The organism is Nitratidesulfovibrio sp. SRB-5 (assembly GCF_019931275.1).
Lineage (GTDB): Bacteria > Desulfobacterota > Desulfovibrionia > Desulfovibrionales > Desulfovibrionaceae > Cupidesulfovibrio.
In genome coordinates this window covers 1,558,788-1,580,935 of record NZ_JAIOTY010000001.1, presented here as the reverse complement: position 1 = coordinate 1,580,935, position 22,148 = coordinate 1,558,788, and the positions used below count along the sequence as shown (strand labels likewise).

General features: G+C 66.0%; 16 protein-coding genes and 2 pseudogenes. 6 read left to right on the top strand and 12 right to left on the bottom strand.

Annotation, left to right across the window (positions count from 1 at the left end):
- Positions 1-2: 2 nt before the first annotated feature.
- The 4 genes from hemA (at position 3) to K6142_RS06435 (ending at position 4,098) form a co-directional block, all read left to right on the top strand.
- Positions 3-1,331, top strand: coding sequence for a glutamyl-tRNA reductase (gene hemA, locus K6142_RS06450; RefSeq protein WP_190245144.1), 1,329 nt, complete (start codon positions 3-5; stop codon positions 1,329-1,331).
- An 8-nt stretch (positions 1,332-1,339) separates the two neighbouring features.
- Complete coding sequence (locus K6142_RS06445) at positions 1,340-1,675, top strand: hypothetical protein (RefSeq protein ID WP_190245143.1); 336 nt, start codon at positions 1,340-1,342, stop codon at positions 1,673-1,675.
- 133 nt (positions 1,676-1,808) lie between these two features.
- A complete protein-coding gene (tilS, locus tag K6142_RS06440; RefSeq protein ID WP_223380775.1) occupies positions 1,809-3,110 on the top strand; it encodes a tRNA lysidine(34) synthetase TilS in 1,302 nt (433 codons plus the stop codon).
- Between the two features lie 316 nt (positions 3,111-3,426).
- Positions 3,427-4,098 (top strand): adenylate kinase, encoded by a 672-nt coding sequence (locus tag K6142_RS06435; protein WP_190245962.1) that lies wholly within the window; start codon positions 3,427-3,429, stop codon positions 4,096-4,098.
- A 206-nt stretch (positions 4,099-4,304) separates the two neighbouring features.
- Here the strand turns inward: K6142_RS06435 and rpsT are convergent, their stop codons facing one another.
- The 10 genes and pseudogenes from rpsT to K6142_RS06385 all read right to left on the bottom strand — a co-directional run bounded on the left by rpsT (position 4,305) and on the right by K6142_RS06385 (position 17,743).
- The gene (gene rpsT / locus K6142_RS06430) at positions 4,305-4,568 is read right to left on the bottom strand and encodes a 30S ribosomal protein S20 (protein WP_012611443.1); all 264 of its coding nucleotides are present in this window, start codon (positions 4,566-4,568) and stop codon (positions 4,305-4,307) included.
- Between the two features lie 214 nt (positions 4,569-4,782).
- Positions 4,783-6,888: a glycine--tRNA ligase subunit beta gene (glyS, locus tag K6142_RS06425; protein WP_190245961.1), complete on the bottom strand. Its 2,106-nt coding sequence runs from the start codon at positions 6,886-6,888 to the stop codon at positions 4,783-4,785.
- Between the two features lie 27 nt (positions 6,889-6,915).
- On the bottom strand, positions 6,916-7,791 hold the full coding sequence (gene glyQ / locus K6142_RS06420) for a glycine--tRNA ligase subunit alpha (protein ID WP_190245960.1): 876 nt from the start codon (positions 7,789-7,791) through the stop codon (positions 6,916-6,918).
- A gap of 124 nt (positions 7,792-7,915) precedes the next feature.
- Positions 7,916-8,002: pseudogene (locus tag K6142_RS06415) on the bottom strand (DNA repair protein RecO); the annotation flags it as partial.
- A gap of 795 nt (positions 8,003-8,797) precedes the next feature.
- A pseudogene (gene recO / locus K6142_RS06410) lies at positions 8,798-9,430 on the bottom strand (DNA repair protein RecO); the annotation flags it as partial.
- 73 nt (positions 9,431-9,503) lie between these two features.
- Positions 9,504-10,568 carry a helix-turn-helix domain-containing protein gene (locus K6142_RS06405; protein WP_223380774.1) on the bottom strand — a complete coding sequence of 355 codons (1,065 nt, stop codon included), beginning with the start codon at positions 10,566-10,568 and terminating at the stop codon, positions 9,504-9,506.
- Positions 10,569-10,646: 78 nt separating this feature from the next.
- Positions 10,647-11,609, bottom strand: coding sequence for a peptidyl-prolyl cis-trans isomerase (locus K6142_RS06400; RefSeq protein WP_190245789.1), 963 nt, complete (start codon positions 11,607-11,609; stop codon positions 10,647-10,649).
- A gap of 394 nt (positions 11,610-12,003) precedes the next feature.
- Complete coding sequence (locus K6142_RS06395) at positions 12,004-13,251, bottom strand: peptidylprolyl isomerase (RefSeq protein WP_190245790.1); 1,248 nt, start codon at positions 13,249-13,251, stop codon at positions 12,004-12,006.
- A gap of 104 nt (positions 13,252-13,355) precedes the next feature.
- The gene (mfd, locus tag K6142_RS06390) at positions 13,356-16,982 is read right to left on the bottom strand and encodes a transcription-repair coupling factor (protein ID WP_190245791.1); all 3,627 of its coding nucleotides are present in this window, start codon (positions 16,980-16,982) and stop codon (positions 13,356-13,358) included.
- Between the two features lie 284 nt (positions 16,983-17,266).
- On the bottom strand, positions 17,267-17,743 hold the full coding sequence (locus tag K6142_RS06385) for a chemotaxis protein CheW (protein ID WP_012611435.1): 477 nt from the start codon (positions 17,741-17,743) through the stop codon (positions 17,267-17,269).
- Positions 17,744-18,200: 457 nt separating this feature from the next.
- Between K6142_RS06385 and K6142_RS06380 the strand changes: the two genes are divergently transcribed.
- Positions 18,201-18,425, top strand: coding sequence for a hypothetical protein (locus tag K6142_RS06380; protein ID WP_012611434.1), 225 nt, complete (start codon positions 18,201-18,203; stop codon positions 18,423-18,425).
- A gap of 240 nt (positions 18,426-18,665) precedes the next feature.
- Here the strand turns inward: K6142_RS06380 and K6142_RS06375 are convergent, their stop codons facing one another.
- Together K6142_RS06375 and K6142_RS06370 are read right to left on the bottom strand one after the other, a co-directional pair.
- Positions 18,666-19,469, bottom strand: a complete 804-nt coding sequence (locus K6142_RS06375) for a hypothetical protein (RefSeq protein WP_190245792.1) — start codon at positions 19,467-19,469, stop codon at positions 18,666-18,668.
- A 206-nt stretch (positions 19,470-19,675) separates the two neighbouring features.
- Positions 19,676-21,013, bottom strand: a complete 1,338-nt coding sequence (locus K6142_RS06370) for a UDP-glucose dehydrogenase family protein (protein WP_190245793.1) — start codon at positions 21,011-21,013, stop codon at positions 19,676-19,678.
- 354 nt (positions 21,014-21,367) lie between these two features.
- Here K6142_RS06370 and K6142_RS06365 point away from each other — a divergent pair, with 354 nt between their 5' ends.
- Positions 21,368-22,093, top strand: coding sequence for a pyridoxine 5'-phosphate synthase (locus K6142_RS06365; protein ID WP_190245794.1), 726 nt, complete (start codon positions 21,368-21,370; stop codon positions 22,091-22,093).
- Positions 22,094-22,148 lie beyond the last annotated feature (55 nt).

The following is a 22,148-nucleotide window of genomic DNA, read 5'->3' as shown; positions in this document are numbered from 1 at the left end:
ACATGGATCAGGAAATCTATCTCATCGGCCTCAACCATCGCACCGCCAGCGTCGAAGTGCGCGAACGGTTCGCCCTCACCGACTGTACCGTCCTTGAACAAGGGGTGGTGCCCACCGGTGACGACATTTCCGAAGTGGTCATCCTGTCCACGTGCAACCGCGTGGAAATCATGGCCGTAGGCAACGGCCCCGGCGTGCCTACGCGCGTGCTGGACTGCTGGGCCGCCGCGCGCGGCCAGAAGCGCAGTGACCTGGAACCCTTCGTCTACGTGCACAAGGGCATCGATGCGGTGCGCCACCTGTTCAGCGTGGCCTCCAGCCTCGATTCCATGGTGGTGGGCGAACCGCAGATCCTCGGCCAGCTCAAGGACGCCTACCGCAAGGCCGTGGGACGCAACGCCACCCGCGTGGTGCTGAACCGCTTGCTGCACAAGGCCTTTTCCGTGGCCAAGCGGGTGCGCACCGAAACCGGCGTGGCTTCCAGCGCCGTGTCCATCAGCTACGCGGCGGTGGAACTGGCCAAGCGCATCTTCGGCGAAATGTCGCAGTACAAGGCCATGCTGATCGGCGCGGGTGAAATGGCGGAACTGGCGGCCACCCACCTGCTGAATTCCGGCATCCGCGAGATCATGGTGGCCAACCGCACCTTCGAACGCGGCCTGCAACTGGCCAGGCAGTTCAAGGGCGAGGCGGTGCTGTTCCAGGACCTGTCGGTGCGGCTGGCCGAGGCGGACATCATCATCAGCTCCACCGGCGCGCACGAACCCATCATCCGGGCGCGGGACATCAAGGACGTGCTGAAGCGCCGCAAGAACCGGCCCATGTTCTTCATCGACATTGCCGTGCCGCGCGACATCGACCCCGACGTCAACAACCTGGACAACGTCTACCTGTACGACATCGACGACCTGAAAGAGGTGGTCGAGGAAAACATGGCCCAGCGCCGCGACGAGGCGGCCAAGGCCCGCTCCATCGTGGAAGAAGAGGCGGGCAACTTCGCCAAATGGTTGAAGTCGCTTGACCTGCAACCCACCATCGTTGACCTGCTGCGGCGCAGTGAACGCATTGCCCAGGACGAGCTGGCCCGCACCCTGAAGCGCCTTGGCCCGGTGGACGACGCCACCCGCGAGGCGTTGCAGGCCATGCTGTGCGCCATCGTCAAGAAGGTGAACCACGAGCCCATCACCTTCCTGAAGCGCCGCTTCGACGAGGAAGAAGCCGGAACCCGGTACATCGACATCACCCGCCGCATGTTCAACCTGGACTGCGACGACGTGCCCGACGACGCCCACAGCGACCGCAAGCACACGCAGCAACGCGACGACGCATAAGAGAACCCATGCGCACCTACTGCATCGACGACCTGACCGCTCAAGACATCACCGCCGTGCGCACGCGGCTGGACGAAATGAACCTTGGCGGCGGCATGGCCGGCCTGTACTGGCTGCCCGTGCCCCAGCACCACCTTACCCCCGTTCAGGTGGCCCATGGCGAAAGCTGCGGCCCGTTCTGCCTGGCCCTTGAGATGGACGAGGATACCCTGCGCATGGAACTGCTGGTGCGGGCGCGGGGCATGCTGCGCTGCGAATGCATCGCCTACGCCTCGCCCGAGCTGCGGGCGCACATGGTCGACTATCTGGACGGCCTGCTGGCGGACCTTGGCATAGCGGTGTAGCGCCGGGGCGACGCGACGCCGGGGCCTGTCCGCAATACGGCACGCCGCCCGCGCACAGCCATTCCCGACGCCTTTCCGGTCTTTCGCACCCGGTCCTTCCGCCGGGCGTTTCCCTGTTGTCCGCAGGCCAGCCATGCCCCATTCCCATACCCCGCTCGCCTCCCCCGCCCTCACGGCGCGCCCGCTGCTGCCGCAGCGGCTGCCCCTGCGCCTGCAGGACCTGCCGCCCACTGCGGCGCGGTTCTGCTTGCGCGTAGGCGACTTCCTGACCGGCGAACTGCCGCGCGGGGCAACGCCTGACAATGGCATTCCCGGGCATGCGCAGCCCGGGGGAGCCGCAGAAGCGCAACCGTCCCCAGTTTCCGGCCTGCGGCTGGTCATTGGCGTTTCCGGCGGGGCCGACTCGCTGTGCCTGCTGCTGGTCCTGCGCTGGCTGGCGCCCCGGCTGGGGCTGCGCCTGCATGCCGCCGTGCTGGACCATGGCCTGCGCCCGGAATCCGCGGACGAAGCCCGCGCCGTGGCCGCGCTGTGCCGCCGACTGGGCGTGCCTTGCCGCGCGGAGCGCGCAGACGTATCCGACCTTGCGGCGCGGGAATGTTGCGGCCTTGAAGACGCCGGACGGCGCGCCCGCTACGCCTTCTTCGAGGCGGAGCGCCAGCGCACCGGCGCGGACTGGACCTGCACCGCCCATCAGGCGGACGACCTGTGCGAGGATGTGCTGCTGCGCCTGGTGCGGGGCACCGGCTGGCCCGGCCTGGGCGGCATGGCCGCCATGGACCCGGCACGGCGCATCCTGCGGCCCCTGCTGACCACGGAACGCCGCGACATCGACGCCTTTCTGGCGGACCTTGGCGTGCAGCCCGTGCGCGACCCTTCCAACGCCGATCCGGCCTACCGTCGCAACCGGCTGCGCCATCAGGTGCTGCCCCTGCTGCGCGCGGAAAATCCGGCACTGGGCGAGGCCGTCCGCTCGCTGTGGGAACTGGCCCGCTGCGATGCGGACTACTGGTCCCGCCATCTGGCCCATGCGCAGGCTGGCCATGCCGACGGCGAGCGCGGGGCGGACGCCCCCCCCCGGCCTGCGGCAACACACGGCGCGGCCTGCGCAACGCCGCCGCACGCGTCACCCGTTGCCCCGCCCCAATGCATCCTTCTGCCCGGTCGCACCCTGCGCGGCCTGCACCGCGCCGCACGCCTGCGCCTGTACAAGCGCATGCTGGACAGGCTTGGCCCCGGCCAGCCGCTGGCCGCCAGCCTGATGGACCTGGACGCGGCCTGGCATGCCGGTCGTGGCGGGGCCTGCGTGCAGTTTCCCGGCGGCAAGACGGCGCGGGTGATTCCCGTATCCGACAGCAACGCCGGTTGCAGGGAAGACGCCGGGGGCATCGAGTTTCGCGCGTCTGCCCCCCTGCCAGACCAGCAAGAGCAGGCCTGACTCACCCTTCCAACGCCAGGCTTCGTTACAGCGCCTTTTTCACAAGAGCGCCTGCCTCCGGGATGTTTCCGCAGCGGCAGGCACTCCATCCATGCTTGTCGGCCAATTCCACCACTCGCCCAGCCCCTGCACCCACATCCTGCCTGCACACACCCCGCCTTTGCCCTGCCAGCACCACGCGGCCTTCCCCCCCCATTTGACGCCCGTGCAATCCCCCCGCATTTCGCGTATTTCTCACGAGCTTGCAGGGGCATGGATTGACAGGGGGCGGCCTTCGCGGTAATCACTCGTGAAAATTATTACAAGGAGGTTCGGGGTGAATATCCTCATCTTCGGTCCCAATGGTAGCGGCAAGGGCACCCAGGGGGCGCTCGTCAAGAAGAAGTACGATCTGGCTCACATCGAATCGGGCGCCATCTTCCGCCAGCACATCGGCGGCGGCACCGAACTCGGCAAGAAGGCCAAGGAATACATCGACCGCGGCGACCTCGTGCCCGACGACATCACCATCCCCATGGTGCTGGAAACCCTGAAGGGCGCCGGCCCCAACGGCTGGCTGCTCGACGGCTTCCCGCGCAACATGGTGCAGGCCCAGAAGCTGTGGGACGCCCTTCAGGCCGAAGGTCTGAAGCTGGATTACGTCATCGAAATCCTGCTGCCCCGCGAAGTGGCCAAGAACCGCATCATGGGCCGCCGCCTCTGCAAGAACGACAACAACCACCCGAACAACATCTTCATCGACGCCATCAAGCCCAACGGCGACGTGTGCCGGGTGTGTGGCGGCAGCCTGTCCGCCCGTGCCGACGACCAGGATGAAGGCGCCATCGGCAAGCGCCACGACATCTACTACAACACCGAGGACGGCACCCTGGCCGCCGCCTACTTCTACAAGGATCTCGCCGCCAAGGGCGTGACCAAGTACATCGAGCTCGATGGCGAAGGCTCCATCGACTCCATCAAGGACACCCTGCTGAAGCAGCTTGTCTAAGCCGGATTCCTCCAGGCCTGAATGCACAGCGCCCCGGTCGCAGGACCGGGGCGTTTTTCTTTTGTGGACGCCGTTGACCGCGCGTGCCCCTGCAACGCCCCTGCGCCTGCGGTGCTGGACGAGTGTGGCCATGCGCCGCGCGGAGCGCAAACGCGAAAAGCCCGCCGGACGAATCCGGCGGGCCAACGCGCGATGCAAAGGCGGGACTACTCGACGGAGCCCACGGCCTTGGTCAGGCGGGAAATCTTGCGGGCCGCCTTTTTCCAGTGGATGACGCCCTTGCCGGCGGCCTTGTCGAGCACCGACATGGCGGCGGTCAGGGCCTGGGCGGCGGTGTCCTTGTCCTTCTGCAGGACAGCGGCACGCACGGCCTTCACCACGTTCTTGATTCTGGTCTTGGCGGCGCGGTTACGCGCGGCGCGCTTCTGGCTCTGCTTGTGCCGCTTGATGGCAGACTTGTGGTTAGCCAAGGTAACTCCTCCGAATGGCTTCGCAATATATGTTCAGTTAAATTCTGGGCTGGAACACGGGGAACCAGTCAATACCCGCATGGCAGGGGCTTGTCAACCCCGTGCCGCCGCATTCCGCGCCATTGGCCGAATTCCGGTGAATTTCGCAACCCCGTGCGTGAAGCCGAAGGCCGGAACCTGCGTTCCGGCCCCTGCCCGCCCCCACGGGGACAAACTACATCTGCAACGCGCCGAAGTCGGCCAGGCGACCCAGCCGCAGCGTCAGCGCCTTCAGCAGGTTCAGGCGGTTGGTGCGCACCGCCGCGTCGTCGCACATGACCATCACGCCGTCAAAGAAGGCGTCCACCGCCGGGCGCAGTTCGCCCAGCAGCCCGAACAGGCTGGCAAAGTCGTCCGCCGCCCACAGGGCATCAAAACGCGGAGCCACTTCTTCCAACCGCGCGGCAAGGGCCTTTTCCGCGTCCTCGGCCAGCAGGGCATGGCTGTACGCGCCATCCAGCACGGCGCCGCCCTCCTGCCCCTGCTTGCGGATGATGTTGGCCGCGCGCTTGAAGGTCAGCACCGCGCTGCCGAAGTCGTCGCGGCGGCTGAAGTCGGACAGCGCGGCCAGACGTGCCCCGGCGGCGCGCACATCGATGCCCGCGCCCTCCGGCGTATCGGCGGCAAGGGCCGCTTCCACCAGCAGGGTTTCATGTCCGGCGGCCATGAAGTGGTTCTTGAGCCGGGCCATGAAGAATTCCTCCAGCTTCACCAGCGCTTCCGCCGGGGCCAGCTTCCACGCGCGCTCGCCGTACAGGGCCAGCGCGGTGCGGAACAGTTCGCGCACGTCGATGCGCAGGCCGTGCTCCAGCACGATGCGGGCGATGCCCAGGGCGCAGCGGCGCAGGGCATACGGGTCCGCCGCGCCGGTGGGAATCATGCCCAGGCCGAAGCAACCGGCCATGGTGTCCGCCTTGTCGGCGATGGACAGCAGCGCACCGGCCAGGGTGGCGGGCACCGGGCTGTCCGGCCCGGCGGGCAGGTACTGCTCGGCCAGGGCGGCGGCCACGGTTTCCGGCTCGCCCATGCGGCGGGCGTAGATGCCGCCCATGATGCCTTGCAGGGTGTCGAATTCACCCACCATCTCGGACACCAGGTCGGCCTTGGACAGGCGACCGGCGCGGGCGCAGGCCGATTCGTCGGCAACGCCCGCAGCCTTGGCCAGCCAGGCGCACAGCTTTTCGAGACGGCGCGTCTTGTCACCCATGGAGCCCAGCGGCCCCAGGAAGATCACGTTGTCCAGTTCGGCCAGCCATGCGTCGAAGCTGGCGGCAAGGTCGGTCTTCCAGAAGAAGCGGCCATCTTCCAGCCGGGCGCGCAGCACGCGTTCCCAGCCCTTCTTGACCAGCGCGACATCCAGCGGGGTGAGGTTCAGCACGGTGAGGAAGTGCGGCAACAGCACGCCGTCCGGCCCTTCCACGCCAAAGCTTTTCTGGTGGCTTTCCATGCTGGTCAGCAGCACTTCGCGCGGCAGTTCCAGGAACGAGGGATCGATGTCGCCCAGCAGCGGCACCGGGTGCTCGGCAAGGCCCTGCACTTCGTCCAGCAGGCTTTCCTTCCACAGAATGCGCCCGCCCGCAGCCTCTGCGGCGGCGTTGCCGCCCGCCAGGATCATGGCCCGGCGTTCAGCCGGATCTGGCGTGACGCCGCCCTTCTCGATGACCACGTTCAGGTAGTCGTCGGCGGATTTCACCACCAGCGGACCGGCCCCGTGGATGCGATGGCCCCAGGTGACCCCGCCGGAAACAACGCCGCCCACCTCGAAGGGCACCACCGCGTCGTCGAACAGGGCCAGCAGCCAGCGCAGCGGGCGACCGAAGGTGAAGTCTCCGCTGCCCCAGCGCATGCGCTTGGGGAACGGCAGCGCGGCCACGACGGCCGGACACGCCGTGGCGATGAGATCCGCCGCATTGGCCCCGCCGGTGCGCTTGCGCACGGCGATGTATTCGCCCTTGTCCGTGGACAGGGTGAAAATGTCGGCCATGTCCACGCCCTGGGTGCGGGCAAAGCCTTCCGCCGCCTTGGTGGGCTTGCCTTCGGCGTCGAAGGCCACGCGCACCGGCGGGCCGGGCACAACCTCTTCCGCCTCGCGCTGCACGGGGTTGATGCCCTCGATGAGCACAGCGGCGCGGCGGGGGGTGGTCAGCACCCGGATGGATTCATGCTCCACCCCGTCGTCGTCCAGCGCGCGGGCAAAGCGTTCCGCCAGTTCCCGCTCCAGGCCGGGCAGGAAACGGGAGGGCAGTTCCTCGAAACCTATTTCAAGCACGAATTGCGACATGCTCACGTCCTTCCTTCTTGTTCCGGACTAGCGGGCGGAAGCCAGCATGGGATACCCGAGTTCCTCGCGCTGGGCGGCATACAGCCGCGCCACGGCAGAGGCCAGGGCACGCACGCGGCCAATGTAGCCGGTGCGTTCGGTGATGGAGATGGCCCCGCGCGCGTCAAGCAGGTTGAAGGTGTGCGAGCACTTCAGGCAGTAGTCGTAGGCGGGCCACAACAACCCTTCGTCGCACAGCCGCTTGCACTCGGCCTCGCAGGCGTTGAACTGGTCCAGCAGCATTTTGGGGTTGCTGGCCTCGAAGTTGTACTTCGACTGTTCCACCTCGTTCTGGTGGTAGATGTTCCCGTAGGTCACCCGGTCGTTCCACGAAAGGTCGTAGACCGATTCCTTGCCCTGCAGGTACATGCACAGCCGCTCGAGCCCGTAGGTGATTTCCACGCTGGTGGGGGCAAGGTCTATGCCGCCCACCTGCTGGAAGTAGGTGAACTGAGTCACTTCCATGCCGTTCAGCCACACTTCCCAGCCAAGGCCCCAGGCTCCCAGGGTGGGCGATTCCCAGTCGTCCTCCACGAAGCGGATGTCGTGGGCCGCCGGGTCGATGCCGAGGGCGCGCAGGCTGTCCAGATAGATGTCCTGCACGTTGTCGGGCGATGGCTTCAGGATGACCTGAAACTGGAAGTAGTGCTGGAGCCGGTTGGGGTTTTCACCGTAGCGGCCATCGGTGGGACGGCGCGAAGGTTCCACGTAGGCCACGTTCCACGGCTCCGGCCCGATGACGCGCAGGAAGGTCGAGGGGTTGAAGGTACCGGCCCCGCATTCCACGTCGATGGGCTGCATGATCACGCAGCCCCGCTTGGCCCAGAAGTTCTGCAAGGTGAGGATGACGTCCTGAAAATGCATGCTGTACCCCTGATTATCCTGACTTGACCTGACTGTTGCCGTTGGTGGCCGGACCACTGCAAGGGCTGGCCCGCCTCTTCTGGCTGGTCCGCCTCGTCTCGCTGGCCCGGCATGCGGCCCCGCGCTACAGGCGGCGGAACCACCCGTTGTCCCACGCAAGGCCGATATGAAACTGGATGAACCCTTCCACCGCGCGGGTGCATTGCCGCCGCACGGCGGCCCTGTTTCGTGCGTCGACGAGATTCTGCGTGCCGACCGCATCGGGCGAGACTGCCAGATAGACCGGACCGGCCAGATTGGCCCGATTGACTCCACGGGCGGAATCCTCCGCCACTGATGCCATCGACGCGGAGGGACGCTGCGGCACCGACGCATCGGCACCGCGCCCCGCCCCCGAAATTTCCTGCTGCCGTGCCGCTGGCCCGGCAGCCCGGTCACCACCGCCCATGTTCGAGGCGCCCATATCCGTGACGCCCATGTCTTCGCTGCCGAGCACCGGCCCGAACGGATCGCTCTCGAACACCATGCTGCCGTTCCACAGGGGGCGCGGAGCCTCCCGGGCCGGCTGTGGTGCGGAAGCGGTCCCGACGGTCTGGCCACTGTCCGGCGGCACGCCGTCCGCCAGAACACTGTCCGCCAAAGCACTGTCCGCCAGAGCACTGTCCGGCAAACGGCACAGGCAGTCGTCCAGCGAGCCGTGCCCGCCGTCGCCAAAGGCCAGCCCCGACAGGTTGCCCGGAAAACGCCCCTCCATGAACCGGGGCGATGCCCCGCCCGCAAAGCCGTTGCGGGCGGAATCGGCACGGGGGCTCATGTCCGGCGGGAGCAGATCGTACTCCGTCCCGTACGCGCCGGAGGCATCGGGCATGGCCGCATGGGCTTCCGGCACATTTCCGCCCGGCGCCAGATGGGGCACCGATGGAGTCGTCGCGGCAAACATCCGGGGGGTATCCCCCTGCTCCGGCATCACATCGCCCATCCCCGGTGCCGGGGGCAACACGCCCGGCCACAGAAGCGGCGAATTCTCCTGCACAAAGCGCAACACGTCAAGCGCTTCACGCTCCACCCGCACGCGCGGACCCGGCAAGGGCGCGCAGGCATCGCACTGGGCAACACCCTCCTGCACCAGAAAGGCCGCGCCCGCCGCGCGGGTCAGGTCCGCGCCGCAGGTGGCGCAACTGTCCATGCGGGGCGCGTAGCCCTGCTCCGCCGCCAGGCGCAGCCGGAACAGCACCGGCAGCATGTCGGGCACGGGGCCGCCGCCCTCCAGCAGTTCCAGTACATCCTCGACCAGTTGATGGGTGGCCGCAGCCCCTTCCGGGCCGCAGCCCAGGGCTTCGAGAAATTTCAGACAGTTTACCGCCGCGCCAAAGCGCGGCCAGTCGCGGCGCAGGCGGTCCGGTCCGCGCAGCAGGGTACCTTCCTGAATGGACAGGTACTGCCCGCCGCGCGTGGACTTTATCCGCAAGAGCGAGCGGTTGAACAGGTCGAGACAGCCGCAGAAGCGCTTGCGGCTGCGGCAGCCGCCGAAGGCGAAGGCGGTGAGCAGGCCGCGTGTCGGAGACAGGAAGCGGACCCAAAGGTCCGCTTCCCTGAACCGTCCGGTGCGGACGATCAGCACCTGTTCCGAAAACTCCATGGCTGCCCTGCCCTTGCGGGCGTGGTTGGGTCGGCGTGGTCGGCGCCGGGCTGCCGACCAGATACACTGTCCGCTATTGCGCCTGCGGCGGAAACACCAGGGTCCGCACCTGGCCCATATCGCCGGGCGCGGGCTGTTCCTGGCCGTTGTAGCGGATGCGCACCCCGCCCGCGTTGCCGAGCTTGAGCGTGAGGCGCTTGGAAAAGGTCAGCGCAAAGGTCTGGCCCTTGTGCAGCGAGAACTGGCGCACGTCGGAATCGTCCGCGCTGGAATGCACCCAGCAGTCGGCCAGGGCAATGACCACGATGCGGTGCGTGCCGCCCGCCAGCATGGAGCCGTCGGTGTCGGCGCCGCTCGTGGCGGCTGCTTCGCTGTCGAACACACCGCCCTGCGGACCGGCCACGGCAGCGGCGGGCGCTGCGGGCGTTGCCGGGGCCGCGACCGGGGTTGCCCCTTGTGCGACGGCTTGCGCGGCAGGCGCGGGAGCCTGCGCGGCGGAAGACCCCGCCGCAACGGGGGCGGTGCGCGCGGGCTGCGTTGCGGAACCCGCGGCAGGCGAGGTTCCGTTCACGGACGGAGCCACGGCGGAAACCGTGGCATTGGTGGCGTTGGAGGCCGGGGCGGCATCGGGTGCGGGCACCGCGTCCTGCGACGGTGCAGGCTGGGGGTCGGTCTGCGGGTCAGACTGCGTCACCGTGGGCTGGGCGGGCTGGGCAGGCTGCGCCACCTTGGGCAGGTCCGCCTCGCGCGAGGCCTGCTGGCGGTAGTACCAGACGCCGCCAAGGGCCGCCAGCAGCGTCAGCAGGACCAGCGCCAGCACAACCAGCGAAAGGCCGGTGCGCCCGCGCGCCTGGGGCTGGGCAACCACGGCTTCCGGCAGCAGGTCCTCCGGCACTTCAAAGGGATAGGTCTCGTCCACCACGCGCATGACCAGGTCGTTGTCCACGCCCAGCACCGTCGCATAGGACTTGATGAAGCCCCGCGCGTACACCGAGTGCGGCAGCTGGTCCTGCTGGCCATCTTCTATGGCGCGCAGCACGCGGGCGGAAACCTTGATCCGGATCGCCACGTCGTCGATGTCGAGGCCTTTCGCCTCGCGAGCCTCGCGCAGGGCGATGCCGAGTTCCTTGAGTGCCATCTCCTCTCCTTGGCTGTGTCAACCTGCGACAATGCGTCCCGACCGGGCCGCACGCACCGGTCGGGACGCATGCGGAATCTAGATGCGAATGTCGATGACGGCCTTGTCGTGCAACTGCTTGGTGTACTCGGTGAAGCGTTCTTGCATCTTGGGTTCGCGCAGGATGTTCTCGATCTCCGGGGTGGCTTCCTCCACGGTCTGCGAACGGCCCGTGGTCACCGCCACCAGCTTCAGCATGGCCTTGCGGCCTTCCACCAGTATGACAGGGCTCGTTTCACCGGCCTTCAGGCCGTCCAGGGCTTCCTTCCAGGCCGGGGCAAGGTCGGTCCACTTCAGGGTGCCGATGTCGCCGCCGGAGCCGGGATTGGGGCCGATGGACTCGGAGGCGGCCAGTTGCTCGAAGGTCGCCTGGCCGGTGCGCACCTTGTCGGCCAGCGCTTCCGCGTTGGCGGTGGGGGCGAAAATGATAAGGCCCAGGCGCACAGTGCGGTCCGTGACGAACTGCGACTTGTGCGCGTCGTAGTACTTCTTGATGTCTTCCTGGGTGATCACGATCTTGCGGGCGATCATCAGCGTGAGCAGGCGGTGGCGCAGAATGCCCTTGCGCACGCGGTCGCGCATGACGTCCATGGACAGGCCCTGCTGCGTCAGCTGACGCTCGAATTCCTGCTGCGAAAGCTGGCTGCGCTGCACGAACTTGCGCAGTTCGTTTTCCACTTCGCCGTCCTGCACGGTGATCTTCCAGCGCTCCGCCTCCTGGTTCATCAGGATGTCGGAGATCAGGGAATCGAGCACCTGCAGGTGCACCTTGCGCACCGCCTCCTGATGGGCGGGGTTGTTGCGGTCAAGGCCAAGGCGCATCAGTTCGGGGGTGGCCTGGGCCTGCACGTCGAAGAACGTTATCATTTCGCCGTTGACCACGGCAGCGATCTTGTTGATCTGCTCGGCCCGCGGCGCCACGACAGCCACGGTGGCAAGGCAGGCAAGGCTGACGAAAAGGACGGGGGCGGCAAGGCGGAAGGTGCGGAGCAGCGAACGCAAGGGGCACTCCTGTTTGGTGGTTGGAGACGACCGGAATCGGCACTGGCACGGGGTTGCCAGGGAAGCCGCAAAGGCGGACGGACAACCGGTGCGAACATATTGATGCGAAAAGGCTGATGCAGCCGGGCCAGTGCAAACTGGCCAGTTACGTCAGGCCAGTTACGTCAGGCCAATCGGGCCGCCAGCTCTGCCGGACCCGTTCGACCGGACCTGTTCGACCAGACCCGTTCGACCGGACCGATCAAACCAGCCAAGCCAGCCCGGCCAGCCCAGTCGGCTGGCCATGTCACCGGCCATGAATGGCCGACATGAGCCTGCACGACCGGTTCGACCATGGCAAGCCCGGCATGTAATACCTTTTTCCCGTTTATGCAATCAACTGCAACAATTCGTATTATTTCGCCTTTGTCTTGCGTTGTGCACCGTTTGCCGGTGCACTTCGCGTTCCCTTGCCGTCTTCGGCGGGTGGCGGCGCATCCAGTTCCGATCCCGGCGCGGTTCCGTCCATGGGATCGCCCTCGTCCAGGATCTCTTGTGGCTGCATCGCCTGAGCGCCCTGGGCACCCTGACCGGACAAGTCCTGCCCGGACTGTCCCTGCGTGCCCGACGCACCAGACATACCGGGCACACCGGGCATGCCGGTGGCATTGGCGCCCTGAGCCGCCGCGCCCTTCGCGGCGCCGCGGGCTTCGGGCAGCAGGTGGGCAGATACCCTGATGCGCGCGGTGCGCAGTTCCGCCTCCATCCAGCGGGCGTAGGCCTCGTCCATCTTGCGCTCCAGCAGCACCCGTTCCACCAGCGGGTAGGCGTGGGAAAGCTCCAGCTGCTTCTCGGCAATCTCGCCCACCAGCAGAAACGACTGGTAGCCCCATTCGCCCTGCTTCACCGCAGAGGCCTGCCGGGGCGCCAGCCCCGCCAGTTCCTTGCTCCACAGGGCGGGCAGGCGGTCGCGGCGCATCTTGACCTCGCGCACGGTCACCGATGGCTGGGCGGCCTCCACATCGGCGGGCTTGGCCCCGCCCAGCGACAGGGCGCGGGCCTTGTCCACGGCGGCCTTGTCCGGCCCGGCCACCACCAGGAACTGCACCCGGCGGGGCAGCCGGTAGTCCTGCCGGTGCGCGGCGTAGTAGGTCTCCACCTCTTCAAGGGGAATGCTGATGGTGGGCCGCAGGATGAGACGCATGAACTTCTGCATGGCGATGCGGGCGCGCAGGCGCGAACGCCACAGGTCCAGGTCTATGTATTCCTCGACCAGCGACTTTTCGAATTCGCCCGCCGGGTAGTCGCCGCGCACCTCGGCCTCGGCCTCGGCCACTTCCGCGTCGCTGACTGCGATGTTCTCCCGCTCCAGCGCCTGCGCCACCAGTTCCTGCACGATGAGGTCGGACAGCACCGCTCCATACTGGGCCTGCAACTGCTCCACCGAAGGGGCATGACCGGACCAGCTCATGCTGTTCATGTCGTGCACCGCCTCCAGCGTGCGCAGCATGATGGGCCGCTCGTTGACCGTGGCCACCACGCCCTCGGGCAGGGGGTCCTGGCCGCAGCCGGACAACAGCAGCACCAGCAGCACCGCGCACAGCGGCAGGATGGCCCGCGCCCCACCGAAGGGACGGCAACCCGCGCGAAAACGCGACGGCATGCGGCAAGACGGGGACGTCATGCGGCAAGACGGGGGCGATGAAGGAACCATGGGCAGGTCTGCTCTCCGGTTGTGGTGACGGGATGAAACCGGGTCCGGACGGCTCAGGCCTGCTGCATGCCGGACACGGAACCATGCACGGCGGCAGGCACGGCGGCCAGCCCCGCCAGTTCGGTGCGGATGGCGTCCAGCCGGGCGCCAAGGTCGCCTTCCGCCTCGGCGGCGGAACCGGGCACGGCCTCCATGCGCACTTCCAGCGTGGACGGGGGCACCAGCCGCGCCTTGCCCTGCCGGGCCGCCACCCATGCCACCAGCCGTTCCGGCGCGATGACGGTCTGGCGTTCGTCCCAGACCAGCCGCAGCCGTTCGGGGTGGATGTCTGCCCGCACCACCTGCAAGGTCGCCAGGAAGCGCTTCAGCACCAGCACGGCCAGGAAGTTGCGCAACTCCGGCGGACAGGGGCCGAAGCGGTCGCGCAGTTCCATTTCCACATCCTGCAACGTGGCGGCATCCGGCGCGGACGACAGGGCCTTGTAGAACTTCAGGCGCTCGCGGGCATCGCCAATGTACGTTTCGGGAATGTGCGCGGCAAGCCCGATGTTCAGTTCCGGCTCCACCGACTCGCGCGGGGGGTCGCCCTTCAGCCGGGCCACTTCCTCTTCCAGCATCTCCAGATACAGGTCGAGGCCAAGGCGGGTCATGTGGCCGGACTGCACCTCGCCCAGGATGTTCCCGGCGCCGCGCAGCCGCAGGTCTTCCATGGCCACCTGGAACCCTGCGCCCAGATAGTCCAGCTCAAGGATGATGCGCATGCGCTGGCGGGCCTGCTCGGGCAGGCGTTCGGCGTCGGACACCACGAACACGGCGTAGGCCTGCCGGTCGGACCGCCCCACCCGGCCGCGCAGCTGGTACAGCTGCCCCAGCCCGAACATCTGGGCCTGATCCACGATGAGGGTGTTGGCGCGCGGAAAGTCCAGGCCCGACTCCACGATGGCCGTGCACACCAGCACATCGAGCTCGCCGTGCCAGAACTTGTGCATGGTGTCTTCCAGTTCGCGCTCGCCCATCTGGCCGTGGGCCATGCCCACCCGCGCCGTGGGCACCAGCCCGCGCACGAATTCCGCCACCCGCTCCAGCCCCTGCACGCGGTTGTGCACCCAGAACACCTGCCCTTCGCGGGCGATTTCGCGCTCCAGAATCTGGCGCAGGGCGTTCTGGTCGCGCTCTATGAGCGCGGTGGCCACGGGCTTGCGTTCCGGCGGCGCGGTCTCGATGACCGACAGTTCGCGGATGCCCGACATGGACAGCTGCAAGGTGCGCGGAATGGGCGTGGCCGTCAGGGTCAGGGCGTCCACGTTCTTGCGGAACTTCTTCAGCTTTTCCTTGTGGCGCACGCCGAAGCGCTGCTCCTCGTCCAGCACCAGCAGGCCCAGGTTGGGCAGTTGCACGTCGTCGGAGAGCAGGCGGTGGGTGCCAATGAGAATGTCGATCTGCCCGCGCGCGGCGGATTGCAGCACTTCCTTCTGCTTCTGCCGCGAGACGAAGCGGCTCAGCATGCCCACGTTGACCGGAAACCCGGCCAGACGGCTGCGGAAGGTCTGGTAGTGCTGTTCCGCCAGCACCGTGGTGGGGCACAGCAGGGCCACCTGGCGGCCTTCGGCGGCGGCGCGGAAGGCCGCGCGCAGGGCCACCTCGGTCTTGCCAAAGCCCACGTCGCCGCACACCAGGCGGTCCATGGGTTCCGGCTTTTCCATGTCGTCCAGCACGTCCTGAATGGCCCGGGCCTGGTCCGGGGTTTCCTCGAAGCCGAAGGACGCCTCGAACTCGCGGTACAGCTCTCCCAGCGGACCGTAGCGATAGCCCTTGGCCACCTTGCGGTAGGCGTACATCTGGACGAGGTCTGCGGCGATCTTCTCGATGGCCTTGCGGGCCTTGTCCTTGCTGGCCCGCCAGCCGGAACCGCCCAGCTTGTCCAGCGACGGGACGGAATCGTCCCCTCCCTTGAACCGCTGGATGAGCGACAGGCGGTCAACGGGCAGGTACAGCCGGTCCTCGCCCGCGTATTCCAGCAACAGAAAGTCGTTGGCCACCCCGCCAAGGTCCATGCGGTGCAGCCCGCCAAAGCGCCCCACGCCGTAGTCGCGGTGCACCAGAAGGTCGCCGGGCGAAAGGTCGTCGTACTTGTCCAGCCCCAGAAAGGCCCCGGTAGGCACGCGGGGCTGGCGGTCGGCCTTGGGTTGCAGCACGTCCTCGCCGATGACCAGCACGTTGTCCCACGCAAGGTCGATGCCCGCGCGGAACGGCGCCACCAGCGCGTACAGGCCCCGGTCCGCCGGGGAATAGCGCAGGTTCGGGCGCACGCCGTCCTGTTCCGCCAGCTTCAGGAACTTGCGGCGGCTGCGGTCGCTGGCGAAGCTGAGCACCACCTGGCGCCGTTCCGAGGTCCACTGGCGCAGGGCCGTCACCAGCCGCTGCCAGGGGCGGTCCTCGTCCACGGGTACGGAGGGGGTGGCGGCGAACAGATCGCGGAAGGCGTGCAGCCGCCGTTCCGGCAGGTCCACGCCGGTGCGCTCCACGCCCATGACCAGCCGTTCGAAATGGGCCACGGACCGGCCACGCCAGGCGGCCTGCGCTTCGTCCGCGTCGCGCAGCACAAGGGTGCGCGGCTGGCGCAGGCGGTGCTCGTCGTACTGGCGATCCAGCAGGGCTTCCCAGTTGGTGCGGGCGGCCTCCAGCGCGGTGGACAGGTCGGCCCGGTCGGGCAGCAGCCACACGGCATCGCGCGGCAACCAGTCTTCCATCCAGGTGGCGTTCTCGTACCAGGCGCCGGGCAGCAGTCCGGTCACCTCGCCCTCGGCCATGCGGACCAGGGCGGCGGCCTGCTCGCCGTCGATGACGCCGTCCCTGCGCAACTGCTTCCAGCGGCGGGCGGCGGCTTCGCGGTATTCGCGGCAGCCCACCACCGGGGCCACGGGCAGCAGGCGGAACTCCTCCAGGCTGGCCAGCGAGCGCTGGCTGGTGGCGTCGAACAGGCGGATGTCTTCCAGCGTATCGCCAAAGAATTCAAGGCGCAGCGGCTTTTCGTAGCCGGGCGGGAAGATGTCCAGAATATCGCCGCGCCGGGCAGCCTCGCCGGGGCGGCTGACCATCTGGGCACGCTCGAAGCCCCAGTCGATGGCCTGGTCCAGCACCAGTTCGGGCGACATGTCCTCGCCCCGGGCCAGCCGCAGTTCGTGGTGCTCGAAGATGTCCACCGGCGGCAGCTTGGGCAGCAGGTTGTCCACGGAAATGATGATCCCGCGCGGATGCTCGCGGCGGCTCAGGGCGTACAGGCTGGCCATGCGCGCGGCCCACGCCCCGCGCCCGCGCGTGCCCGCCGGGTGCTGCGGAAAGACGATCCACTGGGCGTCCCAGCGGGCCTGGGTCACCGCCGGGTCCGTACCGGAAAGCTCGGGCGAGAACAGCGTGGTCAGGGCGCGGGCCTCGGCCAGTTCGGCGGCATCGCGCACCACCATGACCACGTCGCGCCCGGCGCGCATCAGGGCCAGAGCCAGCCGGGCGGCCCCGCCCATGCCGCTGCGGGCCACCTCTATCCGCAGGGCCTCGGCCACGGCGTGCGCCCCGCCGGAATGGGTACCGCCGGAATGGGTACCGCCGGAATGGCTCCCGCCGGACGCGGGTGCGGCAAGGCCGGACGCAGCCAGCCGGGCAGTTAATTGCTCGAAATTCACGGTGCCTCCGTGCCCCGCGCGGCGATGCCCGCCACGCCCCGTGGAGAGGGGCGACGACGGGTGCGCGGGTGAACGGCAAAAGGCCGCTTCGCCCCTTTTGCGACGCTGCGCGGGCACGGGGGGAAGGCGGCGTGGTTGTCGTGTGGTGCGCACGGCACGTGCCGCGCGCAGGGCGGGACACTATCCGGTCCGGCCATGCTGCGCAATGGGCTGGTGCCCCCCCTTCCAATGCGCAGCGCCCCGGGGCCGAAGCCGCCGGGGCGCGTGCGAGAACGGGGAAATGCCTAGATGTGGCCCAGTACGCTCATGTCGTCGTTGGACAGCAGCTTGTCGAGGTCCAGCAGGATCAGCAGGCGATCCTGCAACTTGCCCACGCCGCTGATGTACTCCGACTCGAGCCCCGCAACCACCGGTGGCGGCGGCTCGACCGTGCTCGCGGGAATGCGCAGCACCTCCGAAACGGAATCCACCACGAACCCGACGATCATATTGTTGATCTCAATGACGATGATGCGGGTATGCTTGTCGTGGCTCTTGGAGTCGAGACCGAATCTGCGGCGCAGGTCGATGATGGGAATGACCTTGCCACGCAGGTTGATGACGCCCTCGACGAACTCCGGCGCACGGGGAACCTTGGTGATCTCCATGGTGCGGATGATTTCCTGCACCTTCAGGATGTCCACCCCGAATTCCTCGTCGCCGATGCTGAACGTTACGAGTTGCAGCAGTTCATCATCCTGCTTCTTCTGCGTTGCATCCATGACCAGCTCCTTGGTGCGGGTAGCGACAGTTGCGGCAGTCCGGGCGACGAACGCCGCGACCGCTCGCATAATCCTATGCGGAATCATCTTTCAAGGCAAGCAACACCCCCGCGCCATATTCCTTTCGATGGGCCGCATTGCGGCCATGGGGCTTGATAATCATGCCGCCGTGGCGTAAAAGGTGGGTGTACAGCCCAACCAGTCCGTTGCCCCGTAACGCCGCGCGCATCCCGCGCGTTGGTCGTGCGCCATGCGCACGTGCGCGAGCACCTAGGGACCAGCCGAGCGCGCCCCGCCCACAGGTGGGCGCGCCCGGTGCGAGCATGCGGAAACGGTGACGCCACCGGACCGCACGGGCGGTTGCACGAGCGACCAGAGACGTCCTATGAGAGGCAGGCGGCCGGCCCGGCGACCGCCCCGGCACCACAACGTCCACCGATGCGGAGGAATGCTGCCGATGGCGCATATGTTCCCCTTCCCCGACGACCTGCCCCTCGCCCTGCAAATAAAGGCTCTCGGTGACGAGGAGTTGCTCGATTTCTGGGAGGAGACCCAGTTCCTCGAAAAATTTCTGGAAGAAGATTTCAACGTGCAGCCGCAGCACTCCGTGGAGTACGAACGGCTGATCCTGCAGGAGCTGCAACTGCGGTCCTGTAGACGCAGCCTGGACCGGCGCCCCTAGGCAACACGCCAGACGCCGCCCGGGCACACCCGCCATCAGAGCCGCCAGCGGGATTCTGATGACGGCCACGCGGAAAGGGCCGCATCCCGACCATGGGATGCGGCCCTTTCCGCGTGCTGCGGCCAGCACGGGCACAATGCGGGCGGAAGAAAACAATACTTCATAAAAATGCTGATATAGCTACCCCCCCCCGAGCGCAAGCCTGACAGCCCCTCCCTTGCCCTCCATGAATACATCCAACTATCGTTCTGATTCATTTTCCACTTCAGTGAATATAACTACAGCATAGAGGAATTCGCTAATAACAATCTTAACCAACAATGCGTCGATCTTATGAGCACAAATATACCTATAACTACCATCTTGAACTTCATTCCAAATGATAACGCAGCTTTGAATTATTTTTTCTTCGCCAGTTTCAACAGAAGTCAATTTGGTATCAAGTGCAAATATATGCTCATATCCCATGGAGCCAATTTCTGGAAACAACAGCACAGGCTCTATACTATCTATTAAATCTTTTTCCGACTCCGACATATTCGGCAAAATATCAAAGCAACACAATGACATTCTAAAACCTCTCGAAAATTTATAATATCCATCACTTAAATCATGCGTTGCATGGCACACAGCAAGTTTTTTCAGCACTCTATCTACTCTTGCATCAAAAAAAATACAATTTTTATCTTTTACTTTTTTATTAAAATACATATTTGTGCTATTTATAGCATCAATTCCCTCTCTTGTATCTTTAAGTTTACCATGAACATAACTATCTACTACATTTAATTGTGGGAAATATCCATCAACAAGCAATTTTATGACCAAAAACGTGTACAGCTCATCACTTGAAAATGAATTATTGCACTCTCCACATGAAGGTACAACTGACAAATTTTCCGGATACGGTTTAGATAAAAAAACCTTTGACGGTGTATGTTCTCTTGTTTCAGCATGCGCACCACAAAACACACACGACATGTCAGTTTTTCTTTCAAAAACTACATGATGTCTAAGCCTATCATCACCGCAATAACGCTCCATATACACCTCAATATTCAATTATTTGAAGATATCCATAATCCACATGCGTTACCATTTTAAATATGACAATGGCAGTTTTCATACAAACATACAACGCCTTACTATAAGGGGTGAAGAGGGGAATCCACACAAACGCTTTCCCCTAGCAAGACAAAGCCCCCCGCCGGAAACTCCGGCGAGGGGCTAACATTTTCAATGTCGCCCTGTTACAGGCTGGCGGCCCGGCCCACGCAGAAGTAGGCAAAGCCCTGCTCGCCCATGAACGAGGGCGAATACAGGTTGCGCCCATCAAACAGCACCGGCGCGGTCAGCAACTCCTTCACCCGTTCGAAGTCGGGGTTGCGGAACTGGTTCCACTCGGTGACCACCAGCAGCGCCTGGGCGCCCCGGCAGACCTCGTACTGGCTGTTCACGATCTCCACCAGCGGATTGTCGCCAATGAGCTTCGCGGCGTTCTCGGACGCCACCGGATCGAAGGCCCGCACCCGCATGCCGTGGGAGGTCAGGTCGTTGATGATGGACAGGGCCGCAGCCTCGCGCATGTCGTCGGTGTTGGCCTTGAAGGCCAGGCCCCACAGGGCCAACGTCTTGCCCGCAACCCCGCCCTGCGGCGCGAAGTAGTCGCGCACGCGCCGGGCCATGGACACCTTCTGGCGGGCGTTGACGTCTTCCACGGCGTTCAGCAGTTGGGGCACGGCCCCTGCTTCGCGCGCGGTGTGGATCAGCGCCTTGACGTCCTTGGGAAAGCATGAGCCGCCGTAGCCCACGCCGGGGTAGATGAAATGGTAGCCGATGCGCTGGTCCGAGCCGATGCCGATGCGCACCTCGCGCACGTCGGCCCCCACCCTTTCGCAGATACCCGCGATTTCGTTAATGAACGAAATCTTGGTGGCCAGCATGCAGTTGGCGGCGTACTTGGTCATTTCCGCGCTGCGGGTGCCCATGACGATGAGCTTGTCGCGGCTGCGGGCAAAGGGCGCGTATAACTGGCGCAGGTATTCGGCGGAGCGTTCGTCTTCCGTGCCCACCACCACGCGGTCGGGCTTCATGAAGTCGCTCACCGCGTCGCCTTCCTTGAGAAATTCCGGGTTGGACACCACATCGAAGGCAATGTCCACGCCGCGCGCGGCCAGTTCCTCGCGGATCAGCCCGCGCACCCGGTCGGCGGTGCCCACCGGCACGGTGGACTTGTCCACCACGATGAGCGGGCGGTGCATCAGGCGGCCTATCTCGCGGGCCACCTGGTCCACGTAGGACAGGTCGCACGATCCGTCATCGCGCGAGGGGGTGCCCACGGTGATGAACACGAACTGCGCGCGCTCGAGCCCCTGTTCCAGGCTGGTGGTGAAGACCAGACGGCCTTCCGCGTGGTTGCGGCGCACCAGTTCCTCAAGACCGGGCTCGTAGATGTGCACCTTGCCGGCGGCAAGGGTTTTCACCACCTCGGGGTTCACGTCCACGCAGCAGACGTTGTTGCCCATTTCGGCGAAGCAGGCGGCACTGACCAGGCCAACGTAGCCGGTGCCGACGATGCAGACGTTCATGCGATCCTCGTTATGTTTCGTGCGGAATATGCGGATGTACGGGCGGCAGTGCTGCCGCCGATGATTGAGTGGTCATCTGATATACGCACCCTGCCCTACATCGCTGCCCCGCCGTTCGTCAACGGATGGGCAAGCGTCACTCGGCCCGGGCGTATCGACGACGACAGGGAGCGGCGCATGCCACGCCCGGCATCGCCGGAAGGAACCATCCCCCTGAAAGACGTCAGGCTCCGCGACCAGACACCCGGCTCCCAAACGCTGTCGGGACGCCGACGGAGACGTTGCGCCCTTGACTTTGCGCCCGCAGGGGTGTGAAAATCCCGCACATTCGGTATGTTCACCCAAGGAGCCACCATGCCCGTTCTCGTCGTCAACGTGGACCACGTCGCCACCCTGCGCCAGCAGCGCAAGGGCAAGGAACCGGACCCGCTCACCGCCGCGCACCTGGCGGAACTGGCGGGCGCGCGCGGCATCATCGTGCATCTGCGCGAAGACCGCCGCCACATCCAGGATCACGACGTGGAACTGATGGCCCGCACCCTGAAGACCCGCCTGCACCTGGAAATGGCCGCCACCGAAGAAATGCAGGCCATCGCCCTTGCCCGCCAGCCGTACATGGTCTGCCTGGTGCCCGAAAAGCGGGAGGAACTGACCACCGAAGGCGGCCTTGCCGTGGCCGGGCGCGAGGCGTTCCTGAAGGACTACCTGGCCCCCATCCATGCCCGGGGCATCCTGTCCAGCCTGTTCATAGAGGCGGACGAGGCGCAGGTGCGGGCCGCAGCCGCCATTGGCTGCCCGTACATCGAACTGCACACCGGCCACTTCGCCGATGCACCCACCCGCGCCGCACAACGGGCCGAGCGCGACAAGATCGTGCGGGCCATCGGCCTTGCCCGCTCGCTGGGGCTTGGCGTGAACCTTGGCCACGGGCTGAACTACGACAACATCTACGCGTTCGCGGACGTGCCGGGCATCAGCGAGTTTTCCATCGGCCATTCCATCGTTGCCCGCGCGGTATTCACCGGGTTCGAGCGCGCCGTGGCCGACATGGCGGCCATCATAGCCCGTTTTCCCGCGTAGGCTCTGTTTCCGGCAGGGGACGCCTTGTCGGCGGTCGCAATCCTGCTGCGGAAAC

Excerpts from the sequence above, each read along its gene's own strand:
- hemA (WP_190245144.1), top strand. The coding sequence starts at position 3 with ATGGATCAGGAAATCTATCTCATCGGCCTCAACCATCGCACCGCCAGC.
- K6142_RS06445 (WP_190245143.1), top strand. The coding sequence starts at position 1,340 with ATGCGCACCTACTGCATCGACGACCTGACCGCTCAAGACATCACCGCC.
- tilS (WP_223380775.1), top strand. The coding sequence starts at position 1,809 with ATGCCCCATTCCCATACCCCGCTCGCCTCCCCCGCCCTCACGGCGCGC.
- glyS (WP_190245961.1), bottom strand. The coding sequence starts at position 6,888 with ATGTCGCAATTCGTGCTTGAAATAGGTTTCGAGGAACTGCCCTCCCGT.
- glyQ (WP_190245960.1), bottom strand. The coding sequence starts at position 7,791 with ATGCATTTTCAGGACGTCATCCTCACCTTGCAGAACTTCTGGGCCAAG.
- K6142_RS06405 (WP_223380774.1), bottom strand. The coding sequence starts at position 10,568 with ATGGCACTCAAGGAACTCGGCATCGCCCTGCGCGAGGCTCGCGAGGCG.
- K6142_RS06395 (WP_190245790.1), bottom strand. The coding sequence starts at position 13,251 with ATGCCGTCGCGTTTTCGCGCGGGTTGCCGTCCCTTCGGTGGGGCGCGG.
- K6142_RS06385 (WP_012611435.1), bottom strand. The coding sequence starts at position 17,743 with ATGGATGCAACGCAGAAGAAGCAGGATGATGAACTGCTGCAACTCGTA.
- K6142_RS06380 (WP_012611434.1), top strand. The coding sequence starts at position 18,201 with ATGGCGCATATGTTCCCCTTCCCCGACGACCTGCCCCTCGCCCTGCAA.
- K6142_RS06375 (WP_190245792.1), bottom strand. The coding sequence starts at position 19,469 with ATGGAGCGTTATTGCGGTGATGATAGGCTTAGACATCATGTAGTTTTT.
- K6142_RS06370 (WP_190245793.1), bottom strand. The coding sequence starts at position 21,013 with ATGAACGTCTGCATCGTCGGCACCGGCTACGTTGGCCTGGTCAGTGCC.
- K6142_RS06365 (WP_190245794.1), top strand. The coding sequence starts at position 21,368 with ATGCCCGTTCTCGTCGTCAACGTGGACCACGTCGCCACCCTGCGCCAG.